Annotated in this window: 24 protein-coding genes; 4 read left to right on the top strand and 20 right to left on the bottom strand. The window is 36.2% G+C overall.

Annotated elements, in window-relative coordinates; all coding sequences use genetic code 11:
- Nucleotides 1–72 precede the first annotated feature (72 nt).
- The 17 genes from rpsH to CHELV3228_RS00205 form a co-directional block, all read right to left on the bottom strand.
- Nucleotides 73–468, bottom strand: a complete 396-nt coding sequence (gene rpsH, locus CHELV3228_RS00285; protein ID WP_082199003.1) for a 30S ribosomal protein S8 — start codon at nt 466–468, stop codon at nt 73–75.
- A gap of 9 nt (nt 469–477) precedes the next feature.
- On the bottom strand, nt 478–663 hold the full coding sequence (locus CHELV3228_RS00280; protein WP_002779433.1) for a type Z 30S ribosomal protein S14: 186 nt from the start codon (nt 661–663) through the stop codon (nt 478–480).
- Between the two features lies 1 nt (nt 664).
- Nucleotides 665–1,207 carry a 50S ribosomal protein L5 gene (gene rplE, locus CHELV3228_RS00275; protein WP_082199002.1) on the bottom strand — a complete coding sequence of 181 codons (543 nt, stop codon included), beginning with the start codon at nt 1,205–1,207 and terminating at the stop codon, nt 665–667.
- Nucleotides 1,208–1,215: 8 nt separating this feature from the next.
- On the bottom strand, nt 1,216–1,437 hold the full coding sequence (gene rplX / locus CHELV3228_RS00270; RefSeq protein ID WP_082199001.1) for a 50S ribosomal protein L24: 222 nt from the start codon (nt 1,435–1,437) through the stop codon (nt 1,216–1,218).
- Complete coding sequence (gene rplN, locus CHELV3228_RS00265) at nt 1,437–1,805, bottom strand: 50S ribosomal protein L14 (protein WP_004275679.1); 369 nt, start codon at nt 1,803–1,805, stop codon at nt 1,437–1,439. The genes rplX and rplN overlap by 1 nt, the downstream gene beginning before the upstream one ends.
- Nucleotides 1,805–2,056 carry a 30S ribosomal protein S17 gene (gene rpsQ / locus CHELV3228_RS00260; RefSeq protein WP_082199000.1) on the bottom strand — a complete coding sequence of 84 codons (252 nt, stop codon included), beginning with the start codon at nt 2,054–2,056 and terminating at the stop codon, nt 1,805–1,807. The genes rplN and rpsQ overlap by 1 nt, the downstream gene beginning before the upstream one ends.
- Before the next feature lie 9 nt (nt 2,057–2,065).
- Entirely contained in the window at nt 2,066–2,251 is a 186-nt protein-coding gene (gene rpmC, locus CHELV3228_RS00255; RefSeq protein WP_004275681.1) for a 50S ribosomal protein L29, read from the bottom strand.
- Nucleotides 2,238–2,663, bottom strand: a complete 426-nt coding sequence (rplP, locus tag CHELV3228_RS00250; RefSeq protein WP_082198999.1) for a 50S ribosomal protein L16 — start codon at nt 2,661–2,663, stop codon at nt 2,238–2,240. The genes rpmC and rplP overlap by 14 nt, the downstream gene beginning before the upstream one ends.
- Before the next feature lie 2 nt (nt 2,664–2,665).
- Nucleotides 2,666–3,367: a 30S ribosomal protein S3 gene (rpsC, locus tag CHELV3228_RS00245; protein WP_082198998.1), complete on the bottom strand. Its 702-nt coding sequence runs from the start codon at nt 3,365–3,367 to the stop codon at nt 2,666–2,668.
- Complete coding sequence (gene rplV, locus CHELV3228_RS00240) at nt 3,368–3,772, bottom strand: 50S ribosomal protein L22 (RefSeq protein WP_082198997.1); 405 nt, start codon at nt 3,770–3,772, stop codon at nt 3,368–3,370. It lies immediately after the preceding gene.
- Between the two features lie 9 nt (nt 3,773–3,781).
- Entirely contained in the window at nt 3,782–4,063 is a 282-nt protein-coding gene (rpsS, locus tag CHELV3228_RS00235; protein WP_004275685.1) for a 30S ribosomal protein S19, read from the bottom strand.
- 1 nt (nt 4,064) lies between these two features.
- Nucleotides 4,065–4,895 carry a 50S ribosomal protein L2 gene (gene rplB, locus CHELV3228_RS00230; RefSeq protein ID WP_082198996.1) on the bottom strand — a complete coding sequence of 277 codons (831 nt, stop codon included), beginning with the start codon at nt 4,893–4,895 and terminating at the stop codon, nt 4,065–4,067.
- Nucleotide 4,896: 1 nt separating this feature from the next.
- Entirely contained in the window at nt 4,897–5,178 is a 282-nt protein-coding gene (locus tag CHELV3228_RS00225) for a 50S ribosomal protein L23 (protein ID WP_082198995.1), read from the bottom strand.
- 2 nt (nt 5,179–5,180) lie between these two features.
- Nucleotides 5,181–5,795, bottom strand: a complete 615-nt coding sequence (gene rplD, locus CHELV3228_RS00220) for a 50S ribosomal protein L4 (RefSeq protein ID WP_082198994.1) — start codon at nt 5,793–5,795, stop codon at nt 5,181–5,183.
- Nucleotides 5,792–6,367 (bottom strand): 50S ribosomal protein L3, encoded by a 576-nt coding sequence (gene rplC / locus CHELV3228_RS00215; protein WP_082198993.1) that lies wholly within the window; start codon nt 6,365–6,367, stop codon nt 5,792–5,794. Before rplC ends, rplD begins: the two co-directional genes overlap by 4 nt.
- Nucleotides 6,368–6,378: 11 nt before the next feature.
- Nucleotides 6,379–6,690, bottom strand: a complete 312-nt coding sequence (rpsJ, locus tag CHELV3228_RS00210) for a 30S ribosomal protein S10 (protein ID WP_004275690.1) — start codon at nt 6,688–6,690, stop codon at nt 6,379–6,381.
- Nucleotides 6,691–6,837: 147 nt separating this feature from the next.
- The gene (locus tag CHELV3228_RS00205) at nt 6,838–7,746 is read right to left on the bottom strand and encodes an RluA family pseudouridine synthase (protein ID WP_082198992.1); all 909 of its coding nucleotides are present in this window, start codon (nt 7,744–7,746) and stop codon (nt 6,838–6,840) included.
- Between the two features lie 76 nt (nt 7,747–7,822).
- Here CHELV3228_RS00205 and purB point away from each other — a divergent pair, with 76 nt between their 5' ends.
- Together purB and CHELV3228_RS00195 are read left to right on the top strand one after the other, a co-directional pair.
- Entirely contained in the window at nt 7,823–9,151 is a 1,329-nt protein-coding gene (gene purB / locus CHELV3228_RS00200) for an adenylosuccinate lyase (protein WP_082198991.1), read from the top strand.
- A gap of 12 nt (nt 9,152–9,163) precedes the next feature.
- Nucleotides 9,164–11,533, top strand: coding sequence for a ribonucleoside-diphosphate reductase subunit alpha (locus CHELV3228_RS00195; protein WP_082198990.1), 2,370 nt, complete (start codon nt 9,164–9,166; stop codon nt 11,531–11,533).
- Between the two features lie 5 nt (nt 11,534–11,538).
- Here the strand turns inward: CHELV3228_RS00195 and CHELV3228_RS00185 are convergent, their stop codons facing one another.
- The 3 genes from CHELV3228_RS00185 to rsmA all read right to left on the bottom strand — a co-directional run bounded on the left by CHELV3228_RS00185 (nt 11,539) and on the right by rsmA (nt 15,118).
- A complete protein-coding gene (locus CHELV3228_RS00185; RefSeq protein WP_167562776.1) occupies nt 11,539–12,324 on the bottom strand; it encodes a DUF1796 family putative cysteine peptidase in 786 nt (261 codons plus the stop codon).
- 65 nt (nt 12,325–12,389) lie between these two features.
- A complete protein-coding gene (locus CHELV3228_RS00180) occupies nt 12,390–14,348 on the bottom strand; it encodes a ribonuclease J (RefSeq protein WP_082198988.1) in 1,959 nt (652 codons plus the stop codon).
- Nucleotides 14,345–15,118, bottom strand: coding sequence for a 16S rRNA (adenine(1518)-N(6)/adenine(1519)-N(6))-dimethyltransferase RsmA (rsmA, locus tag CHELV3228_RS00175; RefSeq protein WP_082198987.1), 774 nt, complete (start codon nt 15,116–15,118; stop codon nt 14,345–14,347). Before rsmA ends, CHELV3228_RS00180 begins: the two co-directional genes overlap by 4 nt.
- A gap of 75 nt (nt 15,119–15,193) precedes the next feature.
- Here rsmA and CHELV3228_RS00170 point away from each other — a divergent pair, with 75 nt between their 5' ends.
- Both CHELV3228_RS00170 and rlmN read left to right on the top strand, forming a co-directional pair.
- A complete protein-coding gene (locus CHELV3228_RS00170) occupies nt 15,194–15,712 on the top strand; it encodes a phosphorylase family protein (RefSeq protein ID WP_082198986.1) in 519 nt (172 codons plus the stop codon).
- A 17-nt stretch (nt 15,713–15,729) separates the two neighbouring features.
- The gene (rlmN, locus tag CHELV3228_RS00165; protein ID WP_082198985.1) at nt 15,730–16,791 is read left to right on the top strand and encodes a dual-specificity RNA methyltransferase RlmN; all 1,062 of its coding nucleotides are present in this window, start codon (nt 15,730–15,732) and stop codon (nt 16,789–16,791) included.
- Nucleotides 16,792–16,951 lie beyond the last annotated feature (160 nt).

Below are 16,951 nucleotides of genomic sequence, written 5' to 3'. Positions count from 1 at the left end.
TTTTTCCTTTTTATTTGTCTAGGATATTTCTACTTTTATAAAGAATGGATACCCAATGCCATAAAAAGCAGACTACCAAATGGTACATAAAATTTCGCCGCCAACACCCGCCTTAAAAGCTTCATCATTAGCTAAAACGCCACGACTTGTGCTAACTACGATAGTACCATAACCATTTTTAAAACGCTTAATTTCATCTTTACCCTTATAAACACGGCGTCCGGGCTTAGAAATCCTCTTAAGCTCATTAATCACACTTTTGCCCTTTTCATCATATTTCAAAACAACATTGATAAATTTTTTCTTGTCTTCTTCTATGACATTAAAACTTTCTATATAGCCCTTAGCTTGGAAAATTCCCACTAAAGCTTCCACAACTTTAGAATGTAAAAGTTTAGTTGTCTCAAGTCTTCTCATACCTGCATTTCTAATGCGTGTAAGAGAATCTGAAATTATATCATTTATCATCTCTTCTCCTTACCAGCTTGCTTTTTTAAGACCCGGAATCAAGCCCTCATTGCCCATCTTTCTAAGGCAAACCCTGCAAATTCCAAAATCTCTATAAACTGAATGTGGGCGTCCACAAATTTGGCATCTTGTATAACCACGAACTTTAAATTTAGGCTTACGCGCTGCTTTTGCTATCATTGATTTTTTAGCCATATTATTTTCCTTTTGCAAATGGCACACCGATAAGCTCTAAAAGCTTTTGTGCCTCTTTATCATTTTGTGCTGTTGTAACAATAGAAATGTTCATCCCGTGAGTGCGTAAGATTTTATCGTATTCCACCTCTGGAAACATTAGCTGCTCATTAAGTCCAAAATTATAATTTCCTCTACCATCAAAGCCATCTCTGCTAAGTCCTCTAAAATCTTTCACCCTTGGAAGTGCGATAGAAATAAGTTTATCTAAGAAAGCAAACATATTATCCTTTCTTAAAGTTACCATTACGCCGACAGGAAAACCTTCGCGAACTTTAAAACCCGCAACAGATTTTTTTGCCTTAGTAATCACAGCTCTTTGTCCTGCGATTAAAGAAATGGTATCAGCCACATTCTGCAATACCTTTTGGTCTTTGGCTAATTCTCCAGCACCTACGCTAATAACAACTTTTTCAAGAGCAGGGATAAGCATAGGATTTTTAATATCAAATTCCTTTACTAAAGCTGCTTTAATATTTTGACTATATTTTTCTTTCAATCTCATAGTCTCTCCTAAATTTTTGCCACATTAGAGATATCCATAGGCATTTCCTTATTTACGAAACCACCATTTGGATTTTTCTCGCTCGGCTTAATAGCCTTTTTAACGACTTTACAACCCTCAACTACAACCTTAAGAGTCTTAGGATATACCGCTAAAACCTTTCCTGTTTTACCTTTATCATCTCCTGTGATAACCTTAACGCTATCACCTTTCTTGATTTTCAATTTCATTATAAAACCTCCGGAGCTAGTGATACAATCTTCATAAAGCCACCATAGCGCACTTCTCTGCCAACAGGTCCAAAGATACGCGTTCCCACAGGCTCTCTTTTAGCATCAAGTATGACAGCAGCGTTTTCATCAAAACGGATTAAAGAACCATTATCTCTATGGATTTCCTTTTTTGTTCTAACAATAACCGCTTTAACCACCTGACCTTTTTTCACTTTTCCATTTGGTAAAGCTTTTTTAACAGATGCAACAATCACATCACCAACGGTAGCATAACGCCTTTTGCTACCACCTAAAACCTTAATACACATTAGCTCTTTTGCACCGCTATTATCGGCTACTGCAAGTCTTGTAAAACTTTGTATCATTACTCAGCTCCTGCTATTAATACAGATTTCAAGCGAAATGATTTTCTTTTTGAGATAGGTCTGCACTCTACCGCCACAACCACATCTCCAATTTTAGCTTCATTTCTTTCATCGTGAATTAAATATTTTTTAAAGCGTTTAACAATTTTTCTATATCTTGGATGGACAACCTTTCTCTCCACCAAAATACTAGCTGTTTTTTCCCCAGCAATTTTTACAACAACGCCTTGAATTTCTCTTTTAAATGCCATAATCTATCCTTATCTTAAAGCGCTAATTGCTGTATTTATTCTAGCAATGTCTTTTTTAACTTGACTAATTTCCTTAGGATTAGTCAGCTGCATTGTTTTTAGCTTTTGTTTTAAGGTAAATAAAAGCAACTTCTTTTCTTTCAACATAGCATTAAGCTCTACGGCTGTCTTATCTTTAATCTCAGTATATTTCATTTTGACTCTCTCTTGTAATAAACTTCGTCTTAAATGGTAATTTGTGCATAGCCAAAGTTAAAGCTTGTCTCGCCATATCTTCACTAACTCCCGCCATTTCATAGATAATACGACCAGGCTTGATATTCATAACCCATTCTTCAACGCCACCTTTACCTTTACCCATACGCGTTTCTAAAGGTTTTTTTGTCAAAGGCTTATCGGGAAAAACCCTAATCCAAGTTTTACCCTGTCTCTTAACAAAACGCGTTAAAGCAATACGAGCGGCTTCTATTTGGCGTGAATTGATGCGTCCAGCTTCAGTTGCTTTTAAAGCATACTCGCCAAAAGTAAATTCCGTCCCTCTATTTGCATAGCCTCTATTACGCCCCTTCATCATCTTGCGATATTTTGTTCTTTTTGGCATCAACATAGTTATTTACCCCTTCTTGTGCGTCTTGGTTTTTTTGTAGGTGCATTTTCTTCGCTCTTTTCTGCTTGAAAACCTTTTTGTAGAACTTCACCCTTAAAAATCCATACCTTAACGCCTATATTTCCATAAGTCGTTCTTGCTTCTGCAAAACCATAATCAATCTTAGCTCTTAAAGTATGAAGTGGAACACGACCCTCAAGATACCATTCTGTTCTCGCCATTTCAGCCCCACCCAAACGACCAGAAACAGAAACCTTAATTCCTTTTGCTCCAGCTTTTTGTGCACCTTGAATAACTTTTTTCATCGCTCTTCTAAAAGCAATCCTTTTTTCAAGTTGAGTTGCAACACTTTCAGCAGCAAGTTGTGCAGAAGACCCAGCCTTTCTTTCTTCCTTAATGTTAATATTGACATCTTTTCCAATTAAATCCTGCAATTCTTTCTTCAAAATATCAACATCACTTCCCTTTTTACCGATAATAATGCCAGGTCTTGCAGCTACTACAGTAACACGAAGCTTTTTGGTAGTTCTTTCTACTAAAATTTGAGAAATTCCCGCATAGTAAAGTTTTCTTTTTAAAAAAGCCCTAATTTTATAGTCCTCACCGATATTTTCCACTAAATTTGCTTTAGTTGGAAACCATCTTGACTCCCAATTTCTATTAATTCCCAGTCTTAGACCAATTGGATTTACTTTTTGTCCCATTTAGCTTTCCTTTTTTGCTGTTGCTTTTTTAGTGCTTGTAGTTTTTTTTGCTACTTTAGCTGGAGCTTTTTTTTCTTCGCTCTTTACCTCAAGCTTCGCCACCTCAACCATAATATGAGAAGTAGGCTTTCTAATACGACTTGCACTTCCTCTAGCACGCGGACGAAATCTTTTAAGAACCGCACCAGCATCAACACGACAGCTTTTTACCACAACTTCATTAGCCTCAAAGCCACCATTTGCCACAGCACTTGAAATAGCATTGGCAATGTATTTCGCACCCTTATTTGGCATAAATTTCAAACTCGCCATAGCAAGTTCAGCGTTCATACCCTGCACTTCTCTCGCAATCAACCTCGCCTTAATAGGAGATAATCTAATGAATTTAATCAATGCTTTACTCATTTGCTCCCCTTACTTGCCGATTTTCTTTTGCACAGAGCCTTTATGGCCTTTAAAAGTGCGTGTTGGCGCAAATTCGCCAAGTTTATATCCTATGTGGTTTTCCGTAATATAAACAGGAATAAAAACCTTGCCATTATGAACATTAAAAGTTAGCCCTATCATATCTGGGATAATAGTGCTTCTACGCGACCAAGTTTTGATAGGTTTATTATCATTAGTCTTTTTTGCTGCGATGACTTTTTTCATTACATGGTCATCTACAAAAGGACCCTTTTTGAGTGAACGAGCCATCTTATTTTCCTTTTCTTCTTGAAATAATTAATTTATCACTAGCTTTTTTGCGACGAGTCTTCGCACCTTTAGTTGGTTTGCCCCACGGAGTTACAGGATGGCGACCTGAATTTTTCTTACCCTCACCACCGCCATGTGGGTGATCTACTGGGTTCATCGCTGAACCTCTTGTTTGTGGGCGAATTCCTCTGTGGCGATTTCTTCCTGCCTTGCCTATGGTAACATTTGCCCATTCTTCATTACCAACCTCGCCGATACTTGCCATACATTCAGCTAAAACCTGTCTCATTTCGCCACTAGCAAGCCTTAAGATAACATATTTTTCTTCTTTACCCATAAGTTGTGCATAAGCACCAGCAGAGCGAATCATTTGACCGCCTTTACCCGGCTTTAACTCGATATTATGAACGATAGTTCCTACTGGGATATTTTTAAGCTTCATAGCATTACCCGGCTTAATATCAAGTCCGCTTTCAGCCGCCATTACCACATCGCCAACCTTCAAACCTCTAGCTTGCAAAATGTATCTTTTCTCGCCATCTCTATAAGAAATTAAAGCAATACGGCAATTTCTATAAGGGTCATATTCTATCGCCTCAACCTTACCCTCAATACCAAATTTACGACGCTTAAAATCGATAATCCTATAAAGCTTTTTCGCACCAGCTTCCTTATGGCGACTTGTAATGCGTCCATAGCTATTGCGTCCGGCGTGTGCTGGAAGCTTAATGAGCAAGGAACGCACACTAGGTTTTGCTGTGATATCTTCTGAGCTTACACCTGTCATATATCTCCTACTTGGAGTATAAGGTTTATAAGTTTTAATCGCCATCTTAAGCCTCCGCATTTTCCAAGCTAACACCCTCAGGTAGCTTTACATAGAATTTTTTATAATCATTTCTTTGTCCTAAACGACCTCTAAAACGCTTCACTTTTCCATTTATTTTCAACGAATTGATGCTTTGAGGCGTTACGCCGAAATATTCTTTTAATACTGACTTTAAGCCCGTTTTTGTCATTTTAGGAGAAGTTTGGATAACAACCACACCAAGCTCCTGCAAATTTAAGCTTTTCTCTGTATAAAGTATAGTTTTTATATCTGTAATATCTGCCATAATCATCCCTCTTTCGTAATTGATTCTAACGCTGATTTTTCTATAATCACAGCATTAAACACAGATACTAAATAAGCATTGACTTCTGTAATATCCACAACATAGCAATTTGCTAAATTTCTATATGCAAGAAGCGTTTTTTCATCTAGTAAATCTTTAACAATAAGCGCATCTTTCACACCAAGCTTTTTAATAACTGCATTTGCATCTTTAGTCTTACCACTTTCTATACTCAAAGAATCTGTTACAAAAAGGGAATTCTTAATCGCCTTATCAGCCAAAGCTCTTTCAAGCGCCAATCTCTTCTGCTTTTTATTGACTTTTTGAAAATAATTTTTTTCATTTTTAGGTCCAAAAGCAACTGCACCACCAACCCAAACATTCGTTCTTGTTGAACCTGCTCTTGCTCCACCGCGACCCTTTTGTCTCCAAGGCTTCTTACCTCCACCACTTACATCACTTCTGCCTTTAGTGTGAGCGGTATTGGCTCTTAAACTTGCAAGATAAGATTTCACATATAAGTAAAGATTATGTGGATTTACCTCTGCATATTTTGCGGGAAGTTCAAATTCACCTGACTTCTCGAATTTCTCGTTTAAAACAACTGCCTTACTCATTTTGCAATCCTTATTCTACCCATAGCACCGTTAAAGCCCGGCACCGCACCTTTTAACACCAAAATTTTATTTTCCGCATCGTAAGATACAAGCTCGTTTTTAACGGTAACTTTTGAATTTCCATAATGTCCGGCCATTTTCATGCCCGGTTGCACACGACCTGGCCACTCTCTATTACCAATAGAGCCGTGTCTTCTGTGGAATCTACTTCCGTGACTTGCAGGACCTCCGCCAAAGTTATGTCTTTTCATAACACCGCTATAGCCACGACCCTTAGAATTAAAACTTACTTTTAAAATTTTCGCTTCATTTAATGGGCTTTCATCTAAATCCCCAGCCTCTACATTCGCCACTTTTAAAGTTGCAAATTTATTAAATTCTGCTGACAAATTGTATTTTTTCTGCATTCCGGCAACACATTTATTACTTGCTTTACCTTTAGAATAAGCCACCAAAGCTTTGCCATCTTGGACTTCACAAACCTTAGCACTCACCACCCTAAGTAAAGTTACAGCGATACTTGGATTGCTTACGGTTCTACTCATTCCTATTTTTTCTACGATATATTCCATACTCTATCCTTTTACTTTCCCATAGCCCTAACTTCAACGCTCACTTCTGGCGCTAAATCAAGCTTAGTTAAAGAATCAACCGTATCTGGAGTCGCTGCGACTATATCAAGCATACGCGCGTGAATTCTTATTTCAAACTGCTCACGAGAATCTTTATTAATATGTGGAGATTTTAATACCGTATAGCGTTTGATTTTGGTAGGCATAGGTACTGGACCTCTTATATCCGCACCCGTTCTTTTAACAGCTTCTACTATGGCTGCAACTGTTCTGTCTAGTACTCGATGGTCATAAGCCTTGAGCTTAAGCCTTATTCTTTCCATAAATTTTCCTTTGTTAAAGAACTCGTTAGTTTTAACTAACCAAAATAAAAACGAGAGTATAGTAAAATCGCTTTTCAAAAGTCAAGCAAATTTATAATTTTTTGCTATTTTTTTCCTTTTTAAAAGGATAAAAATAGAATTTTATAATTAGATAAATTCTCTTAAGAATTCCTCATTTGAGCTAATGTCAAATTCTTTTTCCTTATAAAAAAAATGGAGTCGTTGAGAATGCAGCATTAATCTTTTTGCACCCGTAAGCTTTACCCTTTCTTCTTCACTTAACTTCCCATCTAAAATTTGTTCAATTTGTTCTTTCTCTAAACCGTAAAGCGGTTCGCCTAAAATTTTGTGTCCTGTATGAAACAAATGCAAACGAAGCTGGTGTTGCCTACCGGTAAAAGGTTTGCAAAGAACCAAACTTGCATCAAATTTGGGATAAAATTGCAATCTTTGAAAAAAACTTAAAGCCTTTTTACCACTTGAAGAAATTTGCATCCTAGTTTTTATATCATCATAATTTTGAGTCAAACACATCGGTAAATTAACTTCAAATTTTTCCTTAACACAGCCTTGCACTAAGGCCAAATATTCTTTTTCAATCAATCTTTTTTCAAACATCGTTTTAAATTCTACCTGTAAATTTTTATTTTTAGCGACCAAAATCAATCCGCTCGTTTCTTTGTCAAGCCTATGTGCCACACAAGCACAATTTCCCCAAAGCTCCCAAATTTCATCGCATAAACTATATTCGCAATTTCTTCCATTTGGATGACACAAAACTCCACTTGGCTTTTCAAGCACCGCAAATTCATCATTTTCAAAAACTATTTTTACACCTTTTGGAGCGTTTTCATATACAATTAACTCAACCAAACCTTGCAAAATTTCATTTTTTCTTTCAACTAAATTTCCATTGCAAAAAAGTCTTTTTTTATCGATAAGTTTTTGAGCCTCATTTATGGGAATTTTTAAACTCTGCATTAGAAACAAAAATGCCTTTTTTCCACTTTTTCCACTGCTTGAAGGATTTTCCAATTTAATTTTTTTATAAGGCATTTTCTAACCCTTTTTTAATAATTGCTTTGCTATTATTTCAATTTTTTAAAATTATAACAAAAAAGGTTTATGGGTAATGGTTGAAAGATACAGTAGAGAAGTTATGGCTAAAAAATGGGACTTAAAAGCAAAATATGACGCTTGGCTTAAAGTGGAGTTAGCCGCAGCTAAAGCTTGGAACAAACTAGGGCTTATCAGCGATGAAGATAATGAAAAAATTCAAAAAAATGCCAAATTTGATATCGCTAGAATCGATGAGATAGAAAAGACAACTAAGCACGATGTCATAGCTTTTCTTACAAGCGTAAGCGAAAGCTTGGGCGAAGAAAGTCGCTTCGTGCATTATGCGATGACAAGCTCTGATTGTATCGATACGGCAGTGGCTTTACAGATAAAAGAAAGTTTAGAGCTTATTTTAGAAGACATTGAGCTTTTATTAAACGCTTTGAAAAAAAGAGCGTATGAGCATAAAGATACTTTAATGGTTGGAAGAAGCCACGGAATTCACGGTGAACCTATCACTTTTGGACTTGTGGTAGCCATTTGGTATGATGAAATTTTACACGCTAAAGAACTTATCCTTCACGCTAAAGAAGTAATAAGCTATGGGAAAATCAGCGGAGCTATGGGAAATTTCGCCCACGCTCCACTAGAATTTGAAGAGGAAATTTGTAAAAATTTAGGCTTAAAAGTTGCACCAGTTTCAAACCAAATCATACAAAGAGACCGCTATGCACAAGTAATTTCTGCTCTAGCCATCCTTGCTTCATCGTGCGAACAAATCGCCGTTGCGATAAGACATTTTCAACGCACCGAAGTTTATGAAGCGGAGGAATATTTTAGCGAGGGACAAAAAGGAAGCTCTGCTATGCCGCATAAAAGAAATCCTGTATTGAGTGAAAACATCACAGGGCTTTGTAGGGTGCTTCGCTCTTTTGTAACTCCAGCCCTTGAAAATGTCGCCCTTTGGCACGAAAGGGATATTAGCCATTCAAGCGTGGAAAGATTTATTTTGCCAGATGCTTTTATTACGGCTGATTTTATGCTAATGCGTCTTACAAATTTAATTGATAAACTCTTGGTTTATCCACAAAATATGATGAAAAATTTAAATCTTACAGGTGGGCTTGTTTTCTCAGGGAGGGTGCTTTTAGAACTTCCTTTTAAAGGACTAAGCCGCGAGGATGCTTATAAAATCGTTCAAAGAAATGCGATGAAAGTATGGAAAGACTTGCAAGAGGGCAAATCTGCCCTAAACGAAAAAAACGAAAGTTTATTTTTGACCGCCTTGCTTCACGATGAAGATTTAAGAGCGAAACTAAGCGAAGAGGATATTCGCAAATGCTTTGATTATAACTATTATACAAAAAATGTTGATTCGATTTTTAATAGAGTATTTAAATAAAAAGGTAAATAGATGAAAGTGATAAAAAGAAACGGTCGCACAGAAGAGCTTGATGTATCTAAAATTAAAAAATGCACGATGGATGCCGTAAAGAATTTGGAGGGGGTTAGCTTAAGTGAGCTTGAGCTTGATGCAAAAATTCAATTTAGAGACGGCATTACGACAGAAGAAATTCAAAAAACCTTAATTAAAACTGCAGTAGATAAAATTGACATCGATTGCCCCAACTGGACCTTTGTGGCGGCAAGGTTATTTTTATTTGATTTATACAAGAAAGTCAATGGAATGAATCGCTACAATCACTTACGAGAATACTTTGAAAGGGGTGAAAAAGAGGGTAGAATTTTACTAGGCTTGAAAGAAAAATACGATTTAGACGATTTAAATGCCTACATTAAACCCGAGAGAGACTTGCAATTTACTTATCTTGGAATCAAAACGCTTTACGATAGATATTTGATTAAAAATTCTAAAGCTGAACCCATAGAATTGCCTCAACAAATGTTTATGGCTATTGCGATGTTTTTAGCACAAAATGAATTTAATCCTCAAGAATGGGCGAAGAAATTTTATGATTTAATCTCTAAATTTGAAATGATGTTAGCTACCCCAACCCTTTCAAATGCTAGAACTACGCGTCATCAACTAAGTTCTTGCTACATAGGAAGCACTGCGGATAATATCGAGGGAATTTTCGACTCTTATCAAGAAATGGCTTTACTTTCTAAATTTGGGGGCGGTATAGGCTGGGACTGGAGTAAGGTAAGAGCTATGGGTGGGAGCATAGACGGACATAAAAACGCCGCGGGGGGCATTATCCCCTTTCTTAAAATCACCAACGACATCGCTGTGGCTGTTGACCAACTAGGCACTAGAAAAGGGGCTATTGCTGTTTATATAGAGCCTTGGCATATGGACATTAACGATTTTATTGACTTGCGTAAAAATTCAGGCGAAGAAAGACGCAGAGCACACGAACTTTTCCCTGCACTTTGGATTAATGATATTTTTATGAAAAGGATTAAAGCAAACGATAAATGGACACTTTTTGACCCTGCTGATACTCCCGATTTATGCGATTTATATGGCGAAGAATTTGAAAAAAGATATGAAGCATACGAAAAAGATGAAAGCATTGTTAAAGAAATTGTCGATGCGAAAGAGCTTTGGAAGAAAATTTTGCTTAATTATTTTGAGACAGGATTGCCATTTCTATGCTTTAAGGACAATGCCAACAAAGCTAATCCAAATTCCCACACGGGCATCATAAGAAGCTCAAATCTCTGCACGGAAATCTTTCAAAATACCGAGCCAAACTATTATCAAATCAAAGTTATTTTTGAAAATGGCGAAGAAGTGCATTATGATGAAGAGGAAAAAATAATAATCGATGGGGGCTATGAAAAACCCGCAAAGAAAATTTCAACCCTAGATAGCATTAATGGTAAAAAAGTTTTTATTGTAGAGAAATTTAAGAACGACGGCAAAACAGCTGTTTGTAACCTTGCTAGCATTAATCTTAGCAAAGTGCATACTAAAGAGGATTTAGCTAGGGTCGTGCCAACAGCTATCCGTATGCTTGACAATGTGATTGATTTAAATTTTTATCCACACATTAAAGTCAAAAACACAAATTTAAAATCCCGCTCCATAGGACTTGGAGTAATGGGTGAAGCACAAATGTTAGCGGAAAATCAAATTTTTTGGGGTAGTGAAGAACATTTTAGTAAAATTGACGAAATTATGGAAAATCTTAGCTATGAGGCCATTTTGGCAAGTTCAAATTTGGCGATTGAAAAGGGTAAATATTGCGATTTTGAAGGCTCAAAATGGAGTCAAGGAATTTTCCCTATTGATATGGCGAACGAAAAAGCTAAAGCCTTAACTTTAAGAGATGGACTATTCGCACAAAATTCTTGTGATTGGGATAAGTTGCGTGAGAAAGTCAAAAAAGATGGTATGAGAAATGGCTATTTAATGGCTATAGCGCCAACCTCAAGCATATCCATACTTGTAGGCACAACTCAAACCATAGAACCTGTTTATAAGCGCAAATGGTTCGAACAAAATTTAAGCGGTATGATACCTGTTGTCGTGCCAAATCTTAACTTAGAGACTTGGCAATACTACACACCAGCTTACGAACTTGACCAAAAAATTCTCGTCAAAGCTGCAGCTATAAGAGGTAAGTGGATTGACCAAGGGCAAAGCCTAAACATCTTTTTATCGCTTGATAAAGCAAGTGGTGGTTATCTTAATGAAATTTACCAACTTGCTTGGGAGCTAGGAGTAAAATCAACTTACTATCTAAGAAGTGAAAGTCCGGATAGCGAAAAAGTAAATGTCGCAGATAGAAGTATAGAGTGCGAGGGCTGCCAGTAGGTAGCCTAATGCGTCTCGTTAATATCGACCTTTATTTTCTTCGTAAAAAACGCCTTTCTTCTCTTACAACTTCTAATGAAACGAATTTTAAAATCCCCCAAAGCGTTTTTAAACTTTAATCCGTGTGGCATCATAATGCTCTTTTGCATCATAGTTGTCCAAAAAGGGATATTTCCTCTATAATCACCCTCCTTTTCACATATACTATAATGGATTAAGGCTAGATGATTTCCCAAGTCAAATTCTTGCATTATCATTTCATCTTCTTTTAGCTTTTCATTATGACTGACATTGATGAGGGTGTAACCCCCCCCCCCATTTTTATCAAATAATTTTGCAATTTTTTGCAAAAATTCACTTGCTTCTTTTAAATCAAAATCTCCACTACGCACAAAAACGACATTTTTAGAAGAGAGAATTTTATCTTTGATAGGTATCCAGCGTTTTCTTGTTTGCTTATTTATTCTTTGAGCTTGAATTTCTAGCTCTTCATTTGAGAAAAAATGGTGAAGTGAAATCATACCATTAAGCCTATCTTTAACCTCCATAGGCTTTCTTTTTTCATCAACAATAAAACAAGAGAGAAAAAAGTCTCTAAAATCACTTTGAAATAATTCAAAAACGACTTCTAATTTATCATTAATCATCCAATCCAAAGGAGAGGCTAAATTCCTTAGATGATTTTTCCTTAAATGATGTGCCACTCTACAATGCGACCCTACACTTAGGATAAAATCGGTCTTTATTTTGGGAAATTTGAAAATGTGAAAATGATTGATTTGATTTTGCATTTTTATCCTTTCAATATAGCTTAGATTTTAGTCAAATTCACCAAAATCTAAGCGATTTATGCTCTCTACATCACAAAAAGCGTTGGAACTATTGTTGGATATTTTTTAATCTTTCTAAAAATATGCTTTCTTAAAACTTGACGGATTTGATTTTCTAAAAATCTTGGGTCATTGAGCCATTCATCTTTAGCATTGGTAAAAAAGACACTTAAGACATCTGCCATTTCTCTAGAAAAAGCTTGGTCGTGCTTATCTGCAACAAGTCCATAGCTAAAAACTCTTGGCTTATTTACGAGAGTTTTGGTCGCCTTATCAAGTTGAGCAATAATAACAACTATGCCACTATCTGCAAGTTTTTGGCGGTCGATAACAACATCATCAGCAATTTGCTTATTGATTTGATTATCCACAAAAACTTTACCCGTTTTCACAGTCTTAATGCGTTTGATGTATTTTTGGCACACTTCGACTTGGTCTCCATCACTCATTAAATAAATATTTCTTTCAGGGATACCACATTTCATAGCCGTTTCTTTATGTTTAGTGATGTGATTATACTCTCCATGCACAGGCAAGAAAAATTTAGGCTTAATGAGGCTTAGCATAAGCTTTTGCTCTTCCATACTCGCATGCCCACTCACATGAATTTCACTAAATTCTTGGTAAGCCACTTTCGCTCCCGCTTTTAAAAGATAATCAAGCACCGCCGAAACGCTAGCTTCGTTACCAGGGATAGCTTTAGCAGAAATGATAATCTGGTCTGTCGGCTTAATCTTAATAAATTTATGCTCATCCGTTGCCATTCTATAAAGTGCGCTCATCGTTTCACCTTGACTTCCTGTGGTAACGATTAAAACCTCATTATCTTTATATTTGCTAACCTCATCAGCGTCAATGAAAATTTTTCTATCAAGCTTTATATAACCCAGCTCCATAGTAGTGTAAAGATTACGCTCCATAGAACGCCCGATGACACAAACCTTTCTTCCGTATTTAAGCCCATAAGTGATGGCTTGATAAACGCGGTGGATATTAGAGCTAAAGGTACTCATAATCACCCTGCCTTTTGTTTTAGAAAAAATTTGGTCAAAAGTAGGACCCACAGAGCTTTCGCTTTTGGTGTAGCCCTCTTTATAAGAATTTGTGCTATCACTCAAAAGGCACATCACGCCCTCTTCACCATAATACGCCAAACGACTTAAATCCGTAGGATAACCATCAATAGGCGTTTGGTCTATCTTAAAATCTCCCGTATGTATGATAGTCCCAGCCTTTGTTTTAATCGCCAAAGCAGAAGCATCGATGATAGAGTGGGTTATATGAATCCACTCCACTTCAAATTCACCAATTTCATAAACTTTGCGTTTTTCCACAGGGCGAAACCATTTTCTTTCTGCTTTTAAGCCGTGTTCTTCAAATTTGTTTGAAATCATACCCAAAGCCAAAGGTGTTGCATAGATAGGGAACTGAAATTCTTTGAAAAAATACGGCACAGCACCAATGTGGTCCTCGTGAGCGTGAGTGATAACAATACCCCTTATCTTATCTTTAATCTTACGCACATAATCAAAATCTGGAATTATAATATCCACTCCGTGCATTGTCCCATCTGGAAAACTCATACCAATATCAACAATAATAGCGTCTGTATTTGTCTCAAAAACGCTAATATTTCCACCTATCTCACCAAGCCCCCCCAGCGGAGTAATACGAATTTTATGCTCACTAGAATTATTATACTTAAGGGGATGAAGTCTTGTTTCATGTGAAACGCGATTTGCCTCTATGCACTCAGCAAGGGCGATTTGCCAGTCCTCATTTCCTGTGAGTTTAGAGGGAAGATTACGATTTTTTTTCTTCTTTTTTACTTCGTTAGGCTTTGTTGAATTTGCATTTTCATTATTTTTTACACCTTCTGTATCTAAAGAATCTGCAAGTTTTTTTCGACGATTTTTGTGTTTGTAACGCTTATTATTTTTAGAATTTGCGTTGGGATTCTCTACATTTTGTTCGTTTTCGTTCATAAATAATCCTTTAAGTTTTCATAAATTTTAAGGTATGAATCAACGCAAAGTTCGTGAGGGCGCACATTTTCCTCAAGCTTTAAATCCTCAAAAAGCCTCAAAAGCAATTTTTTATCAGCTTTCAAATTGCTCAAAAGTCGTTTCCGCGGAGCTTTAAAACAAATTCTAAGGAATTTCTTAAAACTTTCAAGCTCACATACTTGACCAAATTCTCTTTGCTTCATCAGTCTCATTACCGATGAAACAACCTTTGGAGGAGGATTAAAACACAAAGGACTCACATCAAAAAGAATTTCTCTCTCGCAAATCATCGCACTTAAAACTCCAAGTGCACTAAAATCGCTATCTCCACTCTTAGCGCAAAATTTCAAAGCCATTTCTTTTTGCACCATTACAATTAAACCTTGGCAATTTTCATCTTCCAAAGCCTGCAAAATCAGCTTACTAGCAACATAATAAGGTAAATTTGCAACCAAAAAATACTTCTCATCATCAAAACAAGAAATTTCACTCGCATCTTGATGAAGCAAAACAATTCTTTTTTCTTTTAATTCCTTTTGAAATTTTCGCCCTAAAAAATCTACAAGCTCAGCGTCTATTTCATAAGCTTTAACAGGAGAAATTTTCATAAGCTCTTGCGTTAAATCACCTAAGCCAGGCCCAATTTCAACGATTTTCTTCACATCTTTGGGTATGGCTTGAGTGATTTGTGTCAAAATCCCTTTATCTTTTAAGAAATTTTGTCCATATTGTTTTTTCGCTCTAATCATAAAAAGCGATTTTAACTAAAAATTCTTAACTTTAAGCCTTTTTGGCTAAAATTATTGTGAATTTTAGGAGAAAAAATGATAGTTTGTGCGGGTGGAAATGAACTTTTTCCTTTTGCTAAACCCATAGGCATAGGATTAATTGAAAGTGCGATGAATTTAACAAAAATTTGCTTAGAATTTCGACCAAAAAAACTCATATTTATTGGAACTTGTGGGCTTTATAAAAATGGAGAAATTTTAGGAATTTATGAAAGCTCTCACGCTTTTAACATCGAATTTTCTAAATTAAATCACTTTTATAGTCCAGCAAAAACAGAAATTTGTCTTAAAAAAAGTGCTTATAAAATTAATTCTTCTAATTACATTTGCACGGACAAAAATGCAGCCCTAAAACTAGCAAATTTAGGACTTGATGTAGAAAATATGGAAGCTTTTTCTGTGTTAAGTGTAGCTGAAAATATGAAAATAGAAGCAAGTTGCATTTTATGTGCCACAAATTTTTGCGATGCCTTTGCACACGAAAATTTTTTAAAAAATCATCAAAATGCTAAAGAAAAATTAGAAGAAACACTAAGAAAAAAAGCTTTAATTTAAAGGAAAAATTAGAAGAAATGACAAATATTTTAGATTTTTTACCAGAAGAACTTTCAAAAGAAATTCAGCCATTGTTTCGTGTGAAACAAATTTGCCAATGGATTTACCAAAGATATGCCGATGATTTCTCACAAATGTCAAATTTACCGAAAGATTTGCGTGAAAAATTAAGCAAAATTTATCATTTTAGTCCCTTAAAATGCATCAAACAAGAGCAAAGTAAAGATAGCAGCATAAAATACCTTTTTGAACTTCTCGATGGCTTAAGAGTGGAGTCCGTGCTTTTACCGATGAAGGAAGAAAAATTTGACGCGGAGGGCAAAAGACTTGCACACGCCAAATTTACTATTTGCGTATCTTCTCAAGTAGGGTGTAGAAGTGGGTGTAGTTTCTGCCTCACGGCTAAAGGCGGACTAAAAAGAAATTTGAGTGCGGGAGAAATTGTAGGACAAATTTTATGGATAAAAAAACAGCATAAAATTCCTTACGAACGCCGCGTAAATATCGTCTATATGGGTATGGGTGAGCCTTTAGACAATCTTAAAAATGTCGCTAAAGCCGTGCAAATCTTAAGCCATAACGACACTCTAGCCATAAGCCCACGCCGACAAACCATTAGCACAAGTGGCTTGGCTAAACAAATCAAAGAGCTTGGAGAAATGAATTTGGGCGTTTTACTTGCCATTTCCTTACACGCGGTTAATGATGAGCTAAGAACGCAATTAATGCCCATCAATAAGGCTTACAATATCGCCTCAGTAATACAAGCCGTGCGAGAATTTCCCATAGATATGCGTAAAAGAGTGATGTTTGAATATCTTTTAATTGACGGCATAAATGATAAAATCGAACACGCCAAGGAATTAGTGAGACTTTTAAATGGCATTAAAGCTAAGGTCAATTTAATACTTTTCAATCCCCATCAAGGAAGCATTTATCAACGCCCAAGCCTTGAAAACGCCGTCAAATTTCAAGACTTACTTAGCTCAAAGGGCGTAACTTGCACGATAAGAGAAAGCAAAGGGCTTGACATCTCAGCCGCTTGTGGACAGCTTAAAGAAAGGGAGGGAGGCATATGAATGCTTTAGACATTATCCAGCTTATTTTTATCGCGGTAGTTGTGATAGTGAGCTTTGTGGGTATGATTTATGTGATTAAAAAATAGTTGCATTTTTCAAAGTTTTGAAGTGAGAAAATGATAATTTCTTACAACTTCCCATTAAACATAAATACCCCCCC

Origin of the sequence: Campylobacter helveticus, assembly GCF_002080395.1 — a bacterium.
In the GTDB taxonomy this organism is placed as follows: Bacteria; Campylobacterota; Campylobacteria; order Campylobacterales; family Campylobacteraceae; genus Campylobacter_D; species Campylobacter_D helveticus.
This window is presented reverse-complemented; position numbering and strand designations above follow the sequence as displayed.